Source organism: Geodermatophilus sp. TF02-6, assembly GCF_003319115.1.
In the GTDB taxonomy this organism is placed as follows: Bacteria; Actinomycetota; Actinomycetes; order Mycobacteriales; family Geodermatophilaceae; genus Geodermatophilus.
Genome location: NZ_QOHF01000020.1, coordinates 33398 through 51782, shown reverse-complemented (window position 1 = coordinate 51782; position 18385 = coordinate 33398). Strand labels below are relative to the sequence as shown.

The following is an 18385-nucleotide window of genomic DNA, read 5'->3' as shown; positions in this document are numbered from 1 at the left end:
GCCGCAGCACCCGCGGTCGCGGAGCCGACGAGCCGGGAGCACCTCCCGCTCGCGGGGGACGGCGAGGGGGGTCGGTGACCGGGCAGGCCCCCGAGCGCTCGCTGTTCGCCGGCGGCGGTGAGGTCGGCCGCGCGATGGCCGAGCGCGACTGGGCGCAGACCCCGCTCGGCCTGCCCGAGACCTGGCCGCCCGAGCTGCGCAACGTCGTCCGGATCGTGCTCACGTCCCGGTTCGCCATGTGGGCGGCCTGGGGCCCCGACCTGACGTTCTTCTACAACGACGCCTACCGGGACGACACGCTGCAGGCCAAGCACCCGTGGGCGCTGGGCCGGCCCGCCCGCGAGGTGTGGGCCGAGATCTGGGACGACATCGCCCCGCGCATCCGGTCGGTCCTCGACACCGGGGTCGCGACCTGGGACGAGGACCTGCTGCTGTTCCTGGAGCGCAACGGCTACCCGGAGGAGACCTACCACACCTTCTCCTACAGCCCGTTGAGCGGCCCGGACGGGCGCACCGAGGGCATGCTGTGCGTGGTCACCGAGAACACCGAGCGGGTCCTCGGTGAGCGGCGGATGGCGCACCTGCGCGACCTGGCCGCGGCGATCGGCACCTCCCGCACCGAGGCCGACGTGCTCGCCGCCGTCGGCGAGCAGCTGGGCCGCAACCGCGCCGACCTCCCGTTCAGCGCCACCTACCTGGTCGACGGGTCCGGTACGGCGCGGCTGGGCTGCGCGGCCGGCATCGAGCCGGGCTCCCCGGCGGTGCCCGCCGTCCTGACGCCGGACGACGGCGACCCGGTCTGGCCGCTGGCGCGGCTCCTGGCCGGGGAGCCGGTCCTGGTCGAGGACCTCGCCGACCGGTTCCCGGACCTCCCGACCGGGGCGTGGGACCTCCCGCCGCGGCAGGCGGCCGCACTGCCGATCGCCTCCGGCGTGCAGGACCGCGGCGCGGTGGCGGGGTTCCTGGTGGTGGGCCTGAACCCGCACCGCCGCTCCGACGACGCCTACCGCGGCTTCCTGGAGCTGGTGGCCAACCAGATCGCCTCCGCGCTGGGGAACGCCGGCAGCTACGAGGCCGAGCGGCGCCGCGCCGAGGCGCTGGCCGAGCTGGACCGGGCCAAGACCGACTTCTTCAGCAACGTCAGCCACGAGTTCCGCACCCCGCTGACCCTCATCGCCGGGCCGGTCGCCGAGCTGCACCGCTCACCGGCGGCGGACGCCGACCCGCGGGTGCGCGAGGAGCTCGAGGTGATCGAGCGCAACGCCCAGCGGCTCCGCAAGCTGGTCGACACCCTGCTCGACTTCTCCCGCATCCAGGCCGGCCGGATCGACGCCCGCTTCGAGCCGGTCGACCTCGCCGCGACCACCGCCGAGCTGGCCAGCGTGTTCCGCTCCGCGGTCGTGCGGGCGGGCCTGGCGTTCACCGTCGACTGCCCGCCGCTGGAGGCGCCGGTGCACGTCGACCGCGACATGTGGGAGAAGGTCGTCCTCAACCTGCTCTCCAACGCGCTGAAGTACACCTTCACCGGCGGGATCACCGTGCGGCTGCGGCGGGACGGCGGGACGGCGCGGCTCACCGTGAGCGACACCGGCACCGGCATCCCCGCCGAGGAGCTGCCCCGGCTGTTCGAGCGGTTCTCCCGGGTGCGCGGCGCCCGCGGCCGCTCCGGCGAGGGCAGCGGCATCGGCCTGGCGATGGTGCGCGAGCTGGTCGGCCTGCACGGCGGCACCATCGACGTCGAGAGCACCCTGGGCGCCGGCAGCACGTTCACCGTCACCCTGCTGCTGGGTGCGGCCCACCTGCCGGCCGAGCGGCTGGCCGAGCCGGCGCCGGACGCGCCCGCGGTCTCCCCGGCCGCCGTCCCGTTCGTCACCGAGGCGCTGCGCTGGCTGCCCGGGGACGACGGCGACGCGGCGGGCACGGTCGCGCCGTCCCCGGCCCCTGGGACCGCGGCCGGGCGGGTGCTGGTGGCCGACGACAACGCCGACATGCGCGAGTACGTGCTGCGGCTGCTGGCGCCGCGCTACGACGTCCGGGCGGTCGCCGACGGCTCCTCGGCGCTCGAGGCGGCCCTCGCCGACCCGCCCGACCTCGTCGTCAGCGACGTGATGATGCCCGGGCTGGACGGGGTGCAGCTGCTGGCCGCCCTGCGCGCCGACGTCCGCACCGCTCGGGTCCCGGTCGTGCTGCTCTCCGCGCGGGCCGGGGAGGAGGCCGCGGTCGAGGGGCTGGCCGCGGGAGCCGACGACTACCTGGTCAAGCCGTTCTCCGCGCAGGAGCTGCTGGCCCGGGTCGGTGCGCACCTGCAGCTGGGTCGGGTCCGGCGGGCGGCGGAGGAGCGGTTCACCGCCGTGGCCGACGTCGCCCCCGCGCTGATCTGGGTGGCCGACCCCGAGGGACGGCGGGTGTTCGTCAACCGCGGCTGGACGGAGTTCACCGGCCGCCCGGCGTGCGAGGAGCTGGGCACCGGCTGGGAGGCGGGCATCCACCCGGAGGACCGGGACCGCTACGCCCGGGTCGTCGCCGCCGCGACCGCGCAGCGCAGCGGCTGGGAGGTGGACGTCCGGCTGCGCCGCACCGACGGCGCCCACCACTGGCTCCTGGAGCGGGCCGCCCCGATCGGCGCGGACGAGGACTTCGCCGGGTACGTGGGCAGCTGCACCGACATCAACGCCCGGACCCGGGAGACCGCGCGGCAGACCCTGCTGGCCGAGGTGGGCACCGCGCTGGACCGCGAGACCACCGTCGACGGGCAGGTGGGCGCGCTGGCCCGGCTCCTGGTCGACCGCCGGCTGGGCGACATCTGCACGGTGCGGCTCGTGGGCGAGGACGGCCGGCTGCGCTACGCGGGGATCGCCGGGCTGGACGCCGCGACCGAGGCCGCCCTGGCCGCGCTCGACCCCGACGCGGGGCTGGCGCGGGAGGTCCTGGCGACCGGCCGCCCGGTCCGGCGCGCGCCGCTGCCGGCCGGCTGGCCGCTCCGGGCCGACGCGCCGGAGGGGGAGCGGGCGGAGACCGACCGGCGGCTGGGCATGCGCTCGGGTCTGGTCGTGCCGCTGACCGTCCGCGGCCGGGTCCTCGCCGTGCTCGCCCTGGCCCGCCGAGGGGACGCCCCGCCGGTCGACGACGACGACCGGGTGCTCGCCGAGGAGATCGCCGCCCGCGCCGCCCTCGCCGTCGACAACGCCGTCCTGCTCGCCGACGAGCGGGCCGCCGCGCACCGGCTGGCGCTGCTGCAGCGGGCCACCGCCGAGCTGTCGGCGGCCACCACCCCGGTCGAGGTCGCGCGGGCCGCCGCCGACCACCTGCGCGCGCTGACCGGGCCGCAGAGCCGGGTCGCCGTCTACGAGCTGGACGCCGCACACCGGGCCCTGGTCGCGCTGGCCATCGACGGCGCCAGCGCCGCGGGGGAGCGGGCGTGGCGCGTGCTGCCGCTGTCGGCGCCGCTGATCGCCACCGCAGCGGTCGCCGAGCGGCGCGCGGTCTGGGTGGAGGACGTCGCCGCGTCGCCGCCCGGGGCGCAGCTGCCCCCCGAGCTCGCCGAGTCGGCGCGCGGCTTCGGCCTCGCCGCCCACGTCGCCCTGCCGCTGGCCGTGGCCGGCCGGGTCGTGGGCGTCGTGGCGATCGCCTGGTCGACGGTGCAGCGCTTCTCCGCCACCGACCGCGGCATGCTGCTCGCCGTCGCCGAGCAGTGCGCGCAGGCCCTCGACCGGGCCCGGCTGTTCCGCGCCGAGCGCGGGATCGCCGAGACCCTGCAGCGCAGCCTGCTGCCGGCGCAGCTGCCGCGGCTGGACCGCCTGGCGCTGGCCGCCCACTACCTGCCCGGCGCCGAGGGCACGCAGGCCGGCGGGGACTGGTACGACGTCGTCGAGCTCGCCGGCTCCCGGGTGGCCATCGCCGTCGGCGACGTCGTGGGCCAGGGGCCGGCCGCGGCCGCGGTCATGGGCCAGCTGCGCAGCGCCCTGTCGGCCGCCCTGCTGCAGGGCTGCGGCCCCGCGGAGGCGCTGGAGCTGCTCGACCGGTTCGCCGTCCGCCTGCCCGGCGCGCTCGCCTCGACCGCCGCCTGCCTGGTCGTCGACGCCGCCGCCGGCACCGTGCGGTGGGCCCGGGCCGGGCACCTCCCGCCGCTGCTGGTGACCGCGGGCGGGGCCCGGCTGCTCGACGGCGCCGGCTCCGGGGCCGTGCTCGGCGCTCCGGGTCGGCGGCCCTACACCGAGGGCAGCGCCGACATCGCCCCGGGCGCCACCCTGCTGCTCTACACCGACGGCCTGGTCGAGCGCCGCGGCGAGCTGCTCGACGACGGGCTGGGCCGGGTCTGCGACGCCGCCGGCCGGTACGCCGCGGCCGACCCCGCCCGGCTGACCGCGCGGCTGCTGGCCGAGGTCCTCGCCGACACCGACCAGCCCGACGACGTCGCGCTGATCGCCGCCCGCCTGCTGCCCGGGCCGCTGGCCGAGCGCCTCCCGGCCGACCCGGTGCGGCTGTCGGCCGTCCGCCGGGCGGTGGCGCGGTGGACGGCGGCGGCCGGACTGCCCGAGGAGACCGCCGAGGACCTCCAGCTGGCGCTGGGCGAGGCCCTGGCCAACGCGGTCGAGCACGCCTACGGCTCCGACGGCGTCGCCGGCTCCTCCGGCGGCGGGCAGTGCAGCTACGGGGTGTCCCGGGACGCCGACGGCGGCGTCCGGGTGGAGGTGCGCGACACCGGCGCCTGGCGGCCGCCGCCGGAGAACCGGGGCTCCCGCGGTCGGGGGCTGGAGCTGATCTCCACGCTGGCCACGGACGTCGAGGTCGACCACGGGCCCGGGTCCCCCGGCACGACCGTCCGCTTCCGCGTGCCCCCCGCTCCAGTCGCGCCCGGGGCCCGGCCGCCGCGCGCCGCCTACCCGGCAGCGGACGGCGGCGCGGCGCGGCTGCTGGTGCACGACGAGCCCGGCGGACTCCGCGTGCAGGTGCTCGGCGAGGTCGACCTCGCCACGGCCGCGGCGGTGCGGGAGGAGGTCCTCGGCTGCCTGGACCGGTTGCCCCCGGGCTCGCGGGCGACCCTGGACCTGCGGTCGACCGGTCACCTCGCCAGCGCCGGGGTCGGGGTGGTGCTGGAGGCCCTGACCCGGGCGGGGCAGGCTGGCGTCGACCTCCGGGTGCACACCGCGCCGGCCACGCCGCCGGCGCGCATACTCGCCCTGGCCGGGGTCGACGACTCCGCGGCCAGGGCGCTCCCCCTGCGGTGACGACGCGCACAGGTCACCTCGGCGGAGCAGCCGGAGCAGGTGCACGAGGACGTCGGACGGTCGGCCGGGACGACCCGGTCAGGGAGAGGTCGGGAGCAGTGGACCGAGCGGCAGGCGAGCACCGGACGCCGACCGCCGTCCCGCACCCCGGCAGCGGGCACCCGGCGTCCCCGCGGGTCCGGCACGGCGCCGCGGTGGTGGACGGGGAGGCCGAGCTGTTGGCCGCGGCCGTGTCGTTCCTCGAGGAGGGGTTGCGCGCCGGCGACCTCGTGGCGCTGGCGTCCCCGCCGGAGACCGCCGAGCTGGCCCGCGCCGAGCTCGGCGAGCGGGTCCCCGTCGACCCCGCCCTGAGCCTGCTGGGCGCACGGGCGCCCGACGTCCTCGCCCGGGTCCGGCGCTCCGCCGAGGAGGCGGCGGCCGGTCGCGGCGGCCGGCTGCGGATTCTCTCGCAGGTCGACCTCGGGCCGTACCCGGCCGGCTGGCGGGAGGGGCTGCGGCTGGAGTCGGCGGCCAACCGCTTCCTGGGGGACGCCGCGGTCGACGTCCTGTGCGTGTACGACCGGCAGCGGCTGCCGGCCGAGGTCGTCGACCACGCCGCGCGCACCCACCCGCTGCTGGTCCGGGACGGCGCCTGGTCGGTCAGCCCGGCGTTCCGGGACCCCGCCGCGTACCTGCGGGAGCTGCCGTGGCCGCGGGAACCGGTCGAGGACACCGCACCGGTGCTCGCCGTCGACGACGCCCCCGGCCTCGCGGCGCTGCGCCACGCGCTCGGCGCCGTCCTCGCTGACCGGGTCCCCGACCGGGAGCAGCGCGAGGACCTGCTGCTGGCCGCCGCCGAGGTCGCCGCCAACGCCTTCCGGCACGGCGAGCGGCCCGTGTCGGCGCGGATCTGGACCGACGGGCGCCGGGTGGTCTGCGCCATCACCGACTCCGGGCACACCTTCGCCGACCCGCTGGCCGGTTTCCAGCCCGCCCACGGCGCCGACCTGTCCCGCGGCGGCATGGGGCTGTGGCTGGCCCGCAAGCTCTGGGACTCGGTGGACCTGTTCCCCGGGCCCGCCGGGCTGACCGTCCGGCTGTCCAGCCGGCTGCGCTGACGGAGGATCCCTGCGGTGATCGTGGTGACGGCGGCGGGTGGGCAGACCGGCGCCGCCGTCGTCCGGGCGCTGCGGGCCCGCGGCGAACCCGTCCGCGCCGTCGTCGGCCGGCCGCGTCCCCGCCCCGAGCTCACCGGCCTCGGCGCCGAGGTCGTCGTGGCCGAGCTGACCCAGCCGCTGCCCTGGGCCGACGTCCTGGCCGGCGCCGACGCGCTGTACCTGGCCTGGCCGAACTTCGACCCCGACGAGGCCGAGGGCGCCCGCGCGCTGTTCGGCGAGGCGCGGCGGGCCGGGGTGGGGCGCGTCGTCTACCACTCGGTGCTGCGCCCGCAGGCCCGGTCGATGCCGCACCACGCCGGCAAGGACCGCGCCGAGGAGGCGCTGGACGCCGCCGGGCTGCCCTCCTGGCGGGTGCTGCAGCCCTGCGCCTACGCCCAGAACCTCGACGACCAGCTGCCCGACGTGGCGGCGACCGGCCGGCTGCGCAGCCCCTGGGGTCTGCGGACGGCGCAGTCGCTGGTCGACCTGGCCGACGTCGCCGAGGCGGCGGCGGTGCTGCTGTGCGAGGACGGCCTGGACGGCGGGACGTTCGAGGCGGCCGGGCCCGAGCCGCTGACCGCGCCGCGGCTGGCCGAGCTGCTCGGCACGCACCTGGGCCGCCAGGTGACCGCCGAGGACGTCGTCCCCCGGGGCGAGGTGCCGGCCTCCTACGCCGGGCGCTGCCGCCGGCTGATGTTCGACCACTACCGGGCGCACGGCTTCGTCGGCAGCCCCCGGGTGCTGACCGCGCTGCTCGGCCGCCCGCCGCGCTCGTTCGCCGAGCACCTGGCCGCGGTGCCCGACCCGGGAGGGGGAGCGGGCCCACTAGCGTGAGTGGCGTGGGGGACGCGGTCGACCTGATCCTGGAGCAGTGGGCCCGGGAACGGCCCGACCTCGACTGCAGCCCCATGGGGGTCATCGGCCGGATCACCCAGCTGCAGCGCGAGGTCTACCTCGCCCAGCGGGAGACCTTCTCCCGGCACGGCCTGGACGCGCCGTCCTTCGACGTGCTGGCCGCGCTGCGCCGCGCCGGCCCGCCCTATCAGCTCACCCCGACGGAGCTCATGCGCACCGCGCTGGTCACCTCCGGTGCGATCACCCAGCGGCTGGACCGGCTGGAGGAGAAGGGACTGATCACCCGCGAGCGCAGCGAGGCCGACGGGCGGGCCGTCGTCGTCACGCTGACCGACGCCGGCCGGCAGGCCCTGGACGCCGCCCTGCCCGACCACCTGGAGACCGAGCGGCGGCTGCTGACCGGCCTCCCCGACACCGACCGCGAGAAGCTCGCCGAACTGCTGCGCCGGCTGCTGGTCGCCCTCGGCCGGGTCCCCCAGCGGCCGTGACACCGCCCTTCCCCCGACACCGCCCCTCCCCCGCCGGATCTCCCTCCGCTGTCTCCCTCCGCCGATCCTGAAGTGCGGGAAGCGACACGCCGTCGAACGGCGGCGTGTCCCTCCCCCAACTCCATGATCGTCTGCCGGGGAGGCCTGATCGCCGGGGCGAGGCCGGGGAGGCCTCAGGGCAGCGGCGGCAGGTCCCCGGGCTCGAGGTCGGGACGCACCCGCACGAAGCGCAGCGGGTGGCGGAAGACGTCGGCCTGCAGCGCGGCGTCCGCGCGCACCTCGACGACGACGTCCGGCCGCACCCGGGTGAGCGGGACCGACAGCCGGCCGCCGCCGAACGAGCCGCTACCGATCCGGTCCGGCCAGGGGTGGTCGGGCGCGGCCGGGCGGAGGACGGCGGCCAGCTCGGCGCCCTGCGCGGGGGGCAGCGGGCTGGTGCGGCCGACCACCACCAGCTCGCCGTCCCGGTACCGTCCGACGACCAGCTGGCCGGGCCGCTCGAGTGGGCCGACGACGCCGCCGACGACCACCTCGGTGGTCTCCCAGGACTTGACCTTGACCCACTCCCGCCGCCCGGGGGCGTAGCGGGTGCCGGCGCCCTTGGCGACCAGCCCCTCCACCCCGGCCGGGCGGAAGTCGGCGGCCCACTGCCGCGCCGCGGCGGGGTCGGCGGTGACGGGGGAGAGCTGCAGCGGCGGTGCCCAGCGGGCGGCCAGCTCCTCCAGCGCGGCCCGGCGGGCGCGCAGCGGGCGGCCGCGCAGGTCGGCGCCGCCGAGCGCGAGCAGGTCGAAGGCGACGTAGGACGCCGGGGCGGCGGCGACCAGGGCGCCGATCCGGCGGGGCGCGGTGACCATGCGCCGCTGCAGCTGCCCGAAGTCCAGCCGCGAGCCGCTCCAGACCACCACCTCGCCGTCCACCACCGTGCCGGCGGGGACCTGCGCCACGGCCGCGGCGACGACGTCCGGGAAGCGGGCGGTGAGGTCGCGGCCCTGCCGTGACCAGACGCGGGTGCTCGCGCCGGTGCGGACGACGACCAACCGGTAGCCGTCCCACTTGGGCTCGTAGAGGACGCCGCCGGGCAGCGCGTCGGCCCGCGGGACGTCGCGGGTGGGCCTGGTCAGCGCCACCGCGACCGGCCCGGCCAGGTCGGGCGGCACGTCGGGCGGGTGGTGGGGTGATGCCATCCCGGTCAGCGGCACGCCGGCCAGCCTGCGGGCTCCCGGCCCCCGGTGCACCGCGCCCAGCTGCGGGTGCACCCCATCGGGGGAGGCTGCCGGGACGGCGGTGTCACGCTGGGGGAGTGACGGAGCGCAAGCCGCCCGGGACGTCGTTCGAGACCTGGGTCGACGGGCAGATCAGCCGCGGCCTGGCCCGGGGCGACTTCGACGACCTGCCCGGCGCCGGTAGGCCGCTGCCCGGCCTGGACCGCGAGGAGACCGCCTACGACTGGGCGGTGGCCAAGGCCCGGCGCGAGGGCGTGGACACCGCGGCGATGCTGCCGCCGGGGCTGGTCCTGCGCCGGGAGCGGGACCAGCTGCCCGCGCGGGCCGCGCTCCTGGGGTCGGAGGCCGCCGTCCGGGCGCTGGCCGAGGACTTCAACGCCCGTGTCGAGGCGTTCTGGCGGCGTCCGCAGGAGAGCCGCTGGGCCCCGGTCCCCGGCCTGGCCGACGTCGACGCCCTGGTCGCGCACTGGCGCACCACCCGCCCGCCGCCGCCCCCGGCGCCGGCCGAGGTGCCCGCACCGCCGGCCCGGCGGCGCCGGTGGTGGCGACGGCGGGACGGGTGAGGGGCGCGGCAGCCGGGTAGGGGCACGGCCTGCCGACGAGGAGGTCGCCATGACCGAGGTGCCAGGTACCGACCGACAGCAGGCCGGCGAGAACGTCCTCCACGAGACGCCGCTCGTCCCGGAGTCGGTCGAGGCCGCCGACGACGACCCGCGCAGCACCGACCACCCGACCAACCGCGGGGACGAGGGCGAGACCGGCGACAGCGTCAAGCCCCCCGCCGGGAGCACGGACCTCGACGTCTGAGCGCAGGACCCGCCGGGGCCGGGTCGCCGTCAGCTGCGCCGCAGGCCGGCGGCCTGCAGGACGGCGAAGGCGGCGACGACGACGGTCTGGAGCACCAACCAGACGGCGCCGACGGTGGTCGGCGAGCCGAGGCCGGCCGCCACGACGACGACGGAGCCGGCGCTCCACAGCGCGTTGGCCGCGACGACGGTGCGGACGGCGGGCGGCGCGGGCCGGTCGGCGACCAGCCAGACGGCGGCCGCGAAGACCAGCAGGAAGACGCCGGTGCCGCGCAGCCAGCCGGGAGGCAGGCCGAGCAGGTCGGCGAGGGGCGCGGCGGCCAGCAGGTACGCCGCGCCGTTCAGTCCGCTGACGCCGGCGTCGAGCCGCAACGCCGCGCGGAGCAGCGGGGCGGGAGCGGTGGTGGTCGTGGTCATGGCGGCAACCGTGGCCCCGGCCGCGCGGCGGGTCGATTACCTGCGAGGTAGGCGACGCTGCCGCCGTCCCCCGCTAGCGTCGGCCGGGTGACCGCCGCCCCTGCCCGACCGCTCGTGGGGGAGCTGCTGCGCGACTGGCGCCGGCGGCGCCGGCTGTCCCAGCTCGACCTCTCCAACGAGGCCGGGGTGTCGGCCCGGCACCTGAGCTTCGTGGAGACCGGCCGGGCGCGGCCGAGCCGGGAGATGGTGCTGCACCTGGCCGAGCAGCTGGAGGTCCCGCTGCGGGAGCGCAACGAGCTGCTGCTGGCCGCCGGCTACGCCCCCGTCTACGGACGGCGGCGGCTCGAGGACCCCGGCATGGCCGCCGTCCGGACGGCGGTGGACCTGGTGCTGGCCGCCTACGAGCCCTACCCCGCCGTCGTGGTGGACCGCGGGTGGCACCTGGTGGCCGGCAACCGCAGCACCGCGCTGCTCACCGCCGGAGCCGCACCCGACCTGCTGGAGCCGCCGGTCAACGTGCTCCGCCTGGGTCTGCACCCGCGGGGCCTGGCGCCGCGGATCCTCAACTTGCCGCAGTGGCGCGCCTGCCTGCTCACCCGGCTGGCCCGCGAGGCGCACCTGACCGCCGACCCGGGGCTGACCGCCCTGCTCCGCGAGCTCGCGGCCCTGCCCGGCGGCGCCGACCGGCGCCCGCCCGACGGGATCGCCGTCCCGCTGCGGCTCCGGCACGGCGACGGCGTGCTGTCGTTCCTCAGCACGGTGACCACCTTCGGCACCGCCGTGGACCTCACCGCCGCCGAGCTGTCCATCGAGGCGTTCCTCCCCGCCGACGCGGCGACCGCCGCGGTGCTCCGGAGCTGACCGGCCGGGTGCTCACCCGGTCACGAAGCCGGAGCGGTAGGCCAGCACGACCGCCTGCGTGCGGTCGCGAGCGCCGATCTTGGCCAGGACGGCGGCGACGTGGCTGCGCACCGTCTCCACCCCGATGACGAGCTCGGCGGCGATCTCGCCGTTGCTCAGGCCGGTCGCCATCAACCGCAGCACCTCCTCCTCCCGCGCGGTGAGCCGCGCCAGCCCGGGGGCGACGACCGGCGCTCCGCTGCGGACGTGCCGGCGCGCGAGCTCCCGCACCGCCTCCGGGAACAGCAGCGACTCGCCCCTGGCCACGGTCCTGATCCCGTGCAGCACCTCCTCCGGGGTCGAGCGCTTGAGCAGGAAGCCGGCAGCGCCGACCGCGAGGGCCTCCACGACGTAGTCGTCGTTGGCGAACGTGGTCAGCACGAGGACCCGCGCGGCCGACCGGGCACGGACGAGGGCGCGCGTGGCGGCGATCCCGTCCAGCCGGGGCATCCGGACGTCCATGAGGACGACATCGGGCGCGGTGCGGCCCACCAGGTCGAGCACCTCGGCCCCGTCGCCGGCCTCCCCGACCACCTGCAGGTCCGGCTCGCTGCCGACGACGGCGGCCAGCCCGCTGCGGATCAGGGGCTCGTCGTCGACCAGAGCGACCCGGATGGTCACCGGGCGCTCCCCCACGCGTGGACCGGCAGCCGCACGGCGAGCAGCCACCGGCCGTCCTCGTCGGGGCCGTCGTGCAGGGAGCCGCGCAGGTCACGGACCCGCTCCCGCACCCCGAGCAGTCCCCGACCGCCGCCTCCGGCGGCGTCGCCGACCACGCCCGTCCGGACGTTGGCGACGCGCAGGTCGAGCTCCTCGCCCGTGGCGTCCACCGTCAACCGGCAGGAGGCGCCCGGGGCGTGGCGCAGCACGTTGGTCAGGCTCTCCTGCACGATCCGGTAGGCCTCCCGCGAGACCACCGCCGGCAGGGCGCCCAGCTCGCCGGCGACGTGCACCGCCACGTCGACGCCGGCCGCGCGGGCGGTGGCGACCAGCGCGGGGAGGTCGCGGAGGTCGGGGGTCGGCGCCACGCCCGCCGGGGTGCCCTCGTCCTCGCGCAGCAGGCCGAGCACGTGGTCGAGGTCCACGAGGGCCCGGCGGGCGGCGTCCTCGGTCGCCCGGATCGCCCGCTCGGCGCCGGCCGCGTCGCGGGCGAGCAGCCGGCGGGCGGCACCGGCCTGCACGCTGGCCAGGCTCAGCGCGGAGCCCACGCTGTCGTGCAGCTCGCGGGCCAGCCGGTCGCGACCGGCCAGCAGCGAGACCGACGCCTCGGCCGCGGCCAGGCGTTCGGCCGTCGGCCCGGCCAGTAGCCGGGGAGCGAGGACGGCCAGCCCGCGGCCGAGCAGCTCGCCGCCGACCACGGCGGCCAGCAGGACCCCCACGGCCAGGGGCAAGCGCACCACCGCGTCCTCGGGGACCGGCGCCTGCAGCAGGTCCGCCGCCGTGGCGGGATCGGCGAGCAGCAGCACTCCGCTGGGCAGCCCGACGACCAGCAGCGTCCCGGCGACCGTGCCGGCCGCCACGTGCAGCACCAGCAGGACGGCGGTGCGTCCGCGTTGCCGCCAGGTGGTGGAGGGGGCCGGCCGGTCCCGCTCCCGCCCGGTCAGCAGCGCTGCGACGGCGACCCCCTCGACCGCCCGGACCTCCGCCAGGCTGCCGACGACCGCCACCGGAGCGGCCAGCAGGAGCAGGGCCAGCGGGACGACGGCCACCGCGGGGAGCCCGGCAGAGGCGAGGGCCTGCACCGGCCAGGCCAGGACCACGCCGACGGCCAGCCCGATCGCCCCGCCCGGGAGCAGGTAGACCCACCGGTGCAGCGACCGCCGCAGCACCGGGGCCGCCGTCCTCGTCACCGTGCCATCCTCCCGGAGGGACGGCCCCGCAGAGCTCCTCCGCGCGGCGTCACCGGCGGACCGACACGGCCGGAGCGCCGCGGCCGCAGACGGCGCAGGCGCCGCGCCGCCGGTAGGCGTAGCCCGCGACGGCCGCTGCCAGCGCCAGCCCCCAGGGCAGGGTCGGGAACACCACCAGGAACGCTGCGGCCGTCCGGTCGCCGGAGAGCAGCCCGCCGATCCCGTGCGCCAGCAGGCCGGGGCTGGCGGCCAGCAGCGCGACGGCGACGAGGCCGCCGGCGACCACGGGTACCCGCAGCGGGACCGGACGCCCACGCAGCCCGGGCACCCACCCGGGCCAGGTCTCGCCCCACGGCCGCACGAGCCCCGCAGTCAGCACCGCACCGCCGAGGGCCGCGGCGCCCAGCGCCAGCCCGAACAGCCGCATCGACGCGTCGACGTCCTCACCCTGCGGCACGCCCAGCTCCCAGGGGGTCAGCCAGGTCATCCGCACGAGGGCGTAGGGCAGGGGGCCGGCCGCGGCGATCCAGGTGGCGACCCGGCCCCACCGCAGCGCCGCGTCCGGCTCGGTCCACCGGGCAGCCGGGCGACCGCAGACGCCGCACCGCCCGGTCGTGGCCCGCCGCAGCAGGACCGCGACCGCGGCCCACAGGCCGGCACCGGCCAGCAGCAGGGCCAGGTGGGCGGGCGGCAGACCCCGGTCGGCGAAGCCCGCGACCAGGTCCCTCGCCAGCTCGCCGACGGTCGTCGGCCGCAGGACGCCGGACGCCAGGCCGACGGCGCCCAGCGCGAGGACCGCGAGCAGCCAGGGCCGTCGCCGCCGGTCGTGGACGGCGCCGGCGGTGAACGCCGCCAGGAACGCCGCGGGGCCGACGATCGCGCAGAGGTAACCGAGCAGGACCAGGGCGCCGATGTCGGCCGAGAGCGCGGCCAGCAGCGCCGCCTCGGCGGCGGTCGCCACCACCAGGCCGGTCGAGGGGCCGCGCTGCCGGGCGGTGAGGGCGAGGAGGAGGCCGGCGCCGGCCGCGGCCAGCACCGCCGCGCTCCCGACGCGGGGCGGCAGCAGGGGCAGCAGCCCGAAGTCGCCCCCGCCGTTCCACGGCCAGCTGTCCGGGTCGAGCAGCCAGCGCAGCGCGACCAGGACGTGCAGGCCGCTCCAGGCGGCGGCCGCCAGGAGGGTGCGGTCGAGCAGGACGACCGGTCGGTTCCGGCCGGTGCGCGCAGGTGCGGGGTGGCGGTGCAGGTCGGTCACGATCGACTCCCCGGGGGACGGTCCGGGCCGGGCCCGGATCCGCTCCCCAGCCTCGGGACGACGCCCGCGCACCGGCTCCCCCGCGCGGGGGAGCCGCGTCCGCCGCACGGGGGGAGGGACGCGGCGCCCCGTCCCGGGTCGGCCCCGTCCCGAGGCTCGCCCGAGCGGAGCGAGGGGTGAGGAGGACGGGGTCCTTCCGCTACAGGACGTCGAACTCGTTGAACGCCGCGCCGCCGGAGAGCCGCGCGTAGCCGGGCCCGCGGTCGAAGAACGGCTCGTCGCCGGTGCGGTCGGCCCGCATCGCCGCGCGCAGCTCCTCCGTCGCGGCCTCGTCGGCCGTGCCGTCGTCCCGCACCGCGACGCCGTAGTCCTCCCGGGCGCCGTCGACCGACACCTTGCGCCAGGCGATGTCGCGCAGCACCTCGCAGACCGGCCGCTCCAACGGATCACCCCAGCCGCCGCCGCCCGTCGTCCGGATGCGGACGACGGTGCCGGCCGCCAGCGGCTCGGCGTCGGCGAGCGCGTCGACGTCGTGCTCGTCCGGGCCGCCCGGGTCGACGGTGATCTGGAACGGGCGGCCGGCGCGACCGCCGTTGACCCCCCAGCAGGACAGGATCGAGCGGTCGGCGATCGACATGAAGTGCGCGTCGCGCAGCACCCGGATGTGCTTCTCGTAGCCGCAGCCACCCCGGTACCGCCCCGGGCCTCCCGAGTCCACCGCCAGCCCCAGCCGCTCCACCCGCAGCGGGAAGCGCCCCTCGGTGAACTCCGTCGGCAGGTTCCGCGAGTCGGGGACGACGTGGATGGTGTCCTCGCCGTCGGCGTAGTACCGCCCGCCCGAGCCGCCGCCGAGCACCTCGCGCATCAGGTACGGCTCGCCGTCGAAGTCGGTGCCGTAGACGCCGGTGTAGCGGATCGTCTCCTGGTCGGCCGGCATCCGGCCGCCGGTCGCCTTGGCCAGCACCCCGGCGAGGACGCCGAGCAGCCGCAGGATGACGAACGTCCGGGCGTTGGTCGGCGCCGGGAAGACCGGCGTGAGCAGGGTGCCCTTCTCCGGGAACCGCATCTCGATCAGCGGCACGACGCCCTCGTTGACGTCGAGCTCGGCCATGCGCTCGGGCGTCTCGGCCAGGTTGCGCAGGATCGGCGCCAGCCACTTCTTGAGGAAGTTGCCGTCGGCGTAGTCGCCGCAGTGGTTGATCGGTCCCTTGGCCTGCGGGCCGGTGCCGGTGAAGTCGATGACGAGCGGGGTCTCGTGCCCCGACCTCATCGTCAGCGTGATCCGCTGCCGGTGCAGCTGCGGCTCCTCCACGCCGTCGTGCTCGGCGTAGTCCTCCCAGACGTAGGTGCCGTCGGGGATCTGGGAGAGGATCTCCCGCCGGTAGACCTCGGTGGAGTTGGCCAGGATCGCGTCGAAGGCTGATTCCACGGCCTCGACCCCGTATCGGTCGAACAGCTCGCCGAGCCGCCGGGCGCCGGCCAGGCAGGCGGAGCACTCGGCGTCGAGGTCGGCGGCCAGGGAGTCGGGCATCCGCGAGTTGCGGGTCATGATCGCCAGCGCCGCCGCGTTGGGCACGCCGCGGTCCCACAGCTTGATCGGGGGGACCATCAGGCCCTCCTCGTACACGCTGGTAGCCGCGCTCGGCATCGACCCGGGCACCGCGCCGCCGATGTCGTCGTGGTGGCCGAACGCCTGGATGAAGGCGACGACCCGTTCCTCCGGACCGGCGAGGCCGTCCACGTGCGCGAAGACCGGGACGGTCACGCACAGGTCGGGCAGGTGGCCGATGCCGCCCTCGGAGAGGTAGACGTCGTTGTGGAAGAAGACGTCGCCGGGGTTCATGGTCCGAACCGGGTGGTCGCGGACGACCGGGTGCACCAGCGCCGAGTACGAGCGGCCGGTGAGCTTGCGCAGCTCGCGGTCGTGGATGCCGGCCCGGAAGTCGTGCGCGTCGCGGATCATCGGCGAGCGCGAGGTGCGCCCGATGGAGGTCTCGACCTCCTTCTCGATCGCCGCGAGCGTGCCGGCGACGATCTCGACGAGGACGGGATCGGCCTCGACCGTGCCGTCCGTGAGCGCCCCGTTACGGCCATTGTGGCCACTTCGGCCGTTCGGTCCGCCGGTCATCGCGGGGTCTCCTTGGTCAGCAGCAGGTTGCCGTGGGTGTCGACGGTGGCGACGAAGCCGGGGTGCACCGGCACGGTGGAGCCGAACTCCTCGACGATCGCCGGGCCGCGGACGACGTCCCCGGGTGCGAGGCGCGGCCGGTCGTAGGTCGGGGTTTCCACCCAGCCGTCGAAGAACACCCGGCGGGAGCCCGTGACGGCCCGCTCGACCCCGCCGTCCCGCGGCTCCGGCTCCACCAGGTCCGGACGGCGGATCGGGCCGATCCCGCTGACCCGCAGGTTCACCCACTCCACGGCCTGGCGCGGGTCGTCGGCGAAGTCGTAGCCGTAGAGCTGGCGGTGGGCGGCGTGGAAGGCCTGGGCAACTGTGTCACTGCCCTCGGCGTCGAGTTGGCCGTCGGGGACCGGCACGCGCACCTCGAAGGCCTGGCCCACGTAGCGCAGGTCGGCGGTGCGCTGCAGGCGCTGGTCGGCCCGGTCGAAGCCCTCGCCGTCCAGGGCGGTCCGCGCGCGGGTCTCGAGGTCGGCGTACACCGCGCGCACCCGGTCGAGGTCGAGGTCGGCGTGCCGCTGGATCGCGGTCTGGACGTGGTCGTTGCGGACGTCGACGGTGAGCAGGCCGAACGCGCTGACGTTGCCCGGGTTCGACGGCACCAGGGTGCGGGGCAGGCCGAGGATGTCCATCAGCCGGCAGGCCAGCAGCGAGCCCGAGCCGCCGAACGTCGTCAGGGTGAAGTCGCGGACGTCGAGCCCGCGGGCGACGGTGACCTGGCGCAGCGCGTTGGCCTGGTTCCACGCGGAGATCTCCAGGATCCCGGTGGCGGTCCGCTCCAGCGACAGGTCGAGCTCCCCACCGAGCGCGGCCAGCCCCTTGGCGGCGGCGTCCACCGACAGCGGGATCTCCCCGCCCAGCAGGTGCGGCGGGATCCGGCCGAGGACGACGTGCGCGTCGGTGACGGTCGGGGAGTCGCCGCCGTCCGGGTAGCACATCGGGCCGGGGTCGGCGCCGGCCGACCTCGGGCCCACCTTGAGCGTGCCCTCGGGGGAGAGCCAGGCGATGGAGCCGCCGCCCGCGCCCACGGTGACCACGTCGATCATCGGGATCTTCGACGGGTGGTCGCCGACCGAGCCCTCGGTGGTCAGTGTCGGCTCCCCGTCGACGACCACGGTGACGTCGGTGGAGGTACCCCCGCCGTCGCAGGTGAGCACCCGGTCGAAGCCGGCCGCACCCGCGATCAGCGCCGCGCCCAGGGCGCCGGCGGCCGGGCCGGAGAGCACCGTGGTGATCGGCTGGTGCACCACCTCGGCCGCCGACAGCACGCCGCCGTTGCTCTTCATCACGTAGAACGGCACGCCCGGCGCGATCTCGTCCAGCCGGGTGCGGATGTTGGTGACGTACGCGGCGACCTTGGGCTTCACCGCGGCGTCGACCAGCGTGGTCACCGACCGCTCGTACTCGCGGTACTCCCGCAGCACCTCGCTGGACAGCGACACGACCGCGTCCGGGTGCTCCTCGTGGATCACCTCGAGCATGCGCCGCTCGTGCGCGTCGTCGGCGTAGGAGTGCAGGAAGCAGACGCCGATCGTGCCGATGCCGGCGTCCCGGAAGAACCGGGCGGCGGCGCGCGCGTCGTCCTCGTCGAACGGGCGCACCTCCTCGCCGCGGGAGTCGAGCCGGCCGCGCACCGTGCGGACCAGGTCGGCCGGGACGATCCGCGGCGGCTTGACCCAGAAGTAGCTGTTGCCGTAGCCGTCGGGCACCGACTGGCGGGCGATCTCCAGCACCGACTCATAGCCCTCGGTGGTGACGAAGCCGATCCGGTCGAGCTCGCCCTCGAGCAGGTGGTTGGTGGCCACCGTCGTCCCGTGGCTGACCGCGGTGACCGCGGTCCCGGGCAGGCCCATCAGGTCCAGCACCTTGCCGACGCCGGCGAGGAAGCCCTCGGCGGGGTCGGCCGGGGTGGACGGCGTCTTGGTCGTCGTGGTGCGGCCGGTCTCCTCGTCCACCGCGACGACGTCGGTGAACGTCCCCCCGGTGTCGATGCCGATCCGGACCCGGCGGGGCGGCGCACTCATGACCGATACCTTAGCGGTGAGAGATCG

The 18385-nt window shown here is 77.2% G+C and carries 14 protein-coding genes; 7 read left to right on the top strand and 7 right to left on the bottom strand.

Annotated elements, in window-relative coordinates; genetic code table 11:
* Positions 1 to 74 precede the first annotated feature (74 nt).
* The 4 genes from DQ238_RS17215 to DQ238_RS17200 all read left to right on the top strand — a co-directional run bounded on the left by DQ238_RS17215 (position 75) and on the right by DQ238_RS17200 (position 7707).
* A complete protein-coding gene (locus tag DQ238_RS17215) occupies positions 75 to 5228 on the top strand; it encodes a SpoIIE family protein phosphatase (RefSeq protein ID WP_113782490.1) in 5154 nt (1717 codons plus the stop codon).
* A gap of 98 nt (positions 5229 to 5326) precedes the next feature.
* Positions 5327 to 6325 carry a sensor histidine kinase gene (locus DQ238_RS17210; protein ID WP_158550824.1) on the top strand — a complete coding sequence of 333 codons (999 nt, stop codon included), beginning with the start codon at positions 5327 to 5329 and terminating at the stop codon, positions 6323 to 6325.
* A gap of 15 nt (positions 6326 to 6340) precedes the next feature.
* A complete protein-coding gene (locus tag DQ238_RS17205) occupies positions 6341 to 7198 on the top strand; it encodes an SDR family oxidoreductase (RefSeq protein WP_113782488.1) in 858 nt (285 codons plus the stop codon).
* A gap of 5 nt (positions 7199 to 7203) precedes the next feature.
* On the top strand, positions 7204 to 7707 hold the full coding sequence (locus DQ238_RS17200) for a MarR family winged helix-turn-helix transcriptional regulator (RefSeq protein WP_113782487.1): 504 nt from the start codon (positions 7204 to 7206) through the stop codon (positions 7705 to 7707).
* A 173-nt stretch (positions 7708 to 7880) separates the two neighbouring features.
* Here DQ238_RS17200 and DQ238_RS17195 read toward each other — a convergent pair whose 3' ends face one another.
* Complete coding sequence (locus DQ238_RS17195; RefSeq protein ID WP_233496052.1) at positions 7881 to 8963, bottom strand: ATP-dependent DNA ligase; 1083 nt, start codon at positions 8961 to 8963, stop codon at positions 7881 to 7883.
* A gap of 44 nt (positions 8964 to 9007) precedes the next feature.
* On the opposite strand from DQ238_RS17195, the gene DQ238_RS17190 reads away from it, so the two are divergent.
* Both DQ238_RS17190 and DQ238_RS17185 read left to right on the top strand, forming a co-directional pair.
* Positions 9008 to 9493 carry a DUF1992 domain-containing protein gene (locus tag DQ238_RS17190; protein ID WP_158550822.1) on the top strand — a complete coding sequence of 162 codons (486 nt, stop codon included), beginning with the start codon at positions 9008 to 9010 and terminating at the stop codon, positions 9491 to 9493.
* A gap of 49 nt (positions 9494 to 9542) precedes the next feature.
* Positions 9543 to 9737, top strand: a complete 195-nt coding sequence (locus DQ238_RS17185) for a hypothetical protein (RefSeq protein WP_113782484.1) — start codon at positions 9543 to 9545, stop codon at positions 9735 to 9737.
* A 29-nt stretch (positions 9738 to 9766) separates the two neighbouring features.
* Here DQ238_RS17185 and DQ238_RS17180 read toward each other — a convergent pair whose 3' ends face one another.
* On the bottom strand, positions 9767 to 10153 hold the full coding sequence (locus tag DQ238_RS17180; RefSeq protein ID WP_113782483.1) for a hypothetical protein: 387 nt from the start codon (positions 10151 to 10153) through the stop codon (positions 9767 to 9769).
* 87 nt (positions 10154 to 10240) lie between these two features.
* Here DQ238_RS17180 and DQ238_RS17175 point away from each other — a divergent pair, with 87 nt between their 5' ends.
* Positions 10241 to 11014 (top strand): helix-turn-helix transcriptional regulator, encoded by a 774-nt coding sequence (locus DQ238_RS17175; RefSeq protein WP_233496051.1) that lies wholly within the window; start codon positions 10241 to 10243, stop codon positions 11012 to 11014.
* A gap of 12 nt (positions 11015 to 11026) precedes the next feature.
* On the opposite strand, the gene DQ238_RS17170 is transcribed toward DQ238_RS17175, so the two are convergent.
* From DQ238_RS17170 to DQ238_RS17150, 5 genes are all read right to left on the bottom strand, one after another.
* Entirely contained in the window at positions 11027 to 11674 is a 648-nt protein-coding gene (locus tag DQ238_RS17170) for a response regulator transcription factor (RefSeq protein WP_113782529.1), read from the bottom strand.
* A complete protein-coding gene (locus tag DQ238_RS17165) occupies positions 11671 to 12903 on the bottom strand; it encodes a histidine kinase (protein ID WP_147263103.1) in 1233 nt (410 codons plus the stop codon). Before DQ238_RS17165 ends, DQ238_RS17170 begins: the two co-directional genes overlap by 4 nt.
* 49 nt (positions 12904 to 12952) lie before the next feature.
* On the bottom strand, positions 12953 to 14155 hold the full coding sequence (locus DQ238_RS17160; protein ID WP_113782481.1) for a hypothetical protein: 1203 nt from the start codon (positions 14153 to 14155) through the stop codon (positions 12953 to 12955).
* Positions 14156 to 14354: 199 nt separating this feature from the next.
* Entirely contained in the window at positions 14355 to 16283 is a 1929-nt protein-coding gene (locus DQ238_RS17155) for a hydantoinase B/oxoprolinase family protein (RefSeq protein ID WP_113782480.1), read from the bottom strand.
* Positions 16280 to 18358 carry a hydantoinase/oxoprolinase family protein gene (locus DQ238_RS17150; protein ID WP_113782479.1) on the bottom strand — a complete coding sequence of 693 codons (2079 nt, stop codon included), beginning with the start codon at positions 18356 to 18358 and terminating at the stop codon, positions 16280 to 16282. Before DQ238_RS17150 ends, DQ238_RS17155 begins: the two co-directional genes overlap by 4 nt.
* Positions 18359 to 18385: the final 27 nt, after the last annotated feature.

Bases quoted from the DNA above. Each gene is read 5' to 3' on its own strand.
- DQ238_RS17185 (WP_113782484.1), top strand. From the start codon at position 9,543: ATGACCGAGGTGCCAGGTACCGACCGACAGCAGGCCGGCGAGAACGTC.
- DQ238_RS17180 (WP_113782483.1), bottom strand. From the start codon at position 10,153: ATGACCACGACCACCACCGCTCCCGCCCCGCTGCTCCGCGCGGCGTTG.
- DQ238_RS17155 (WP_113782480.1), bottom strand. From the start codon at position 16,283: ATGACCGGCGGACCGAACGGCCGAAGTGGCCACAATGGCCGTAACGGG.
- DQ238_RS17150 (WP_113782479.1), bottom strand. From the start codon at position 18,358: ATGAGTGCGCCGCCCCGCCGGGTCCGGATCGGCATCGACACCGGGGGG.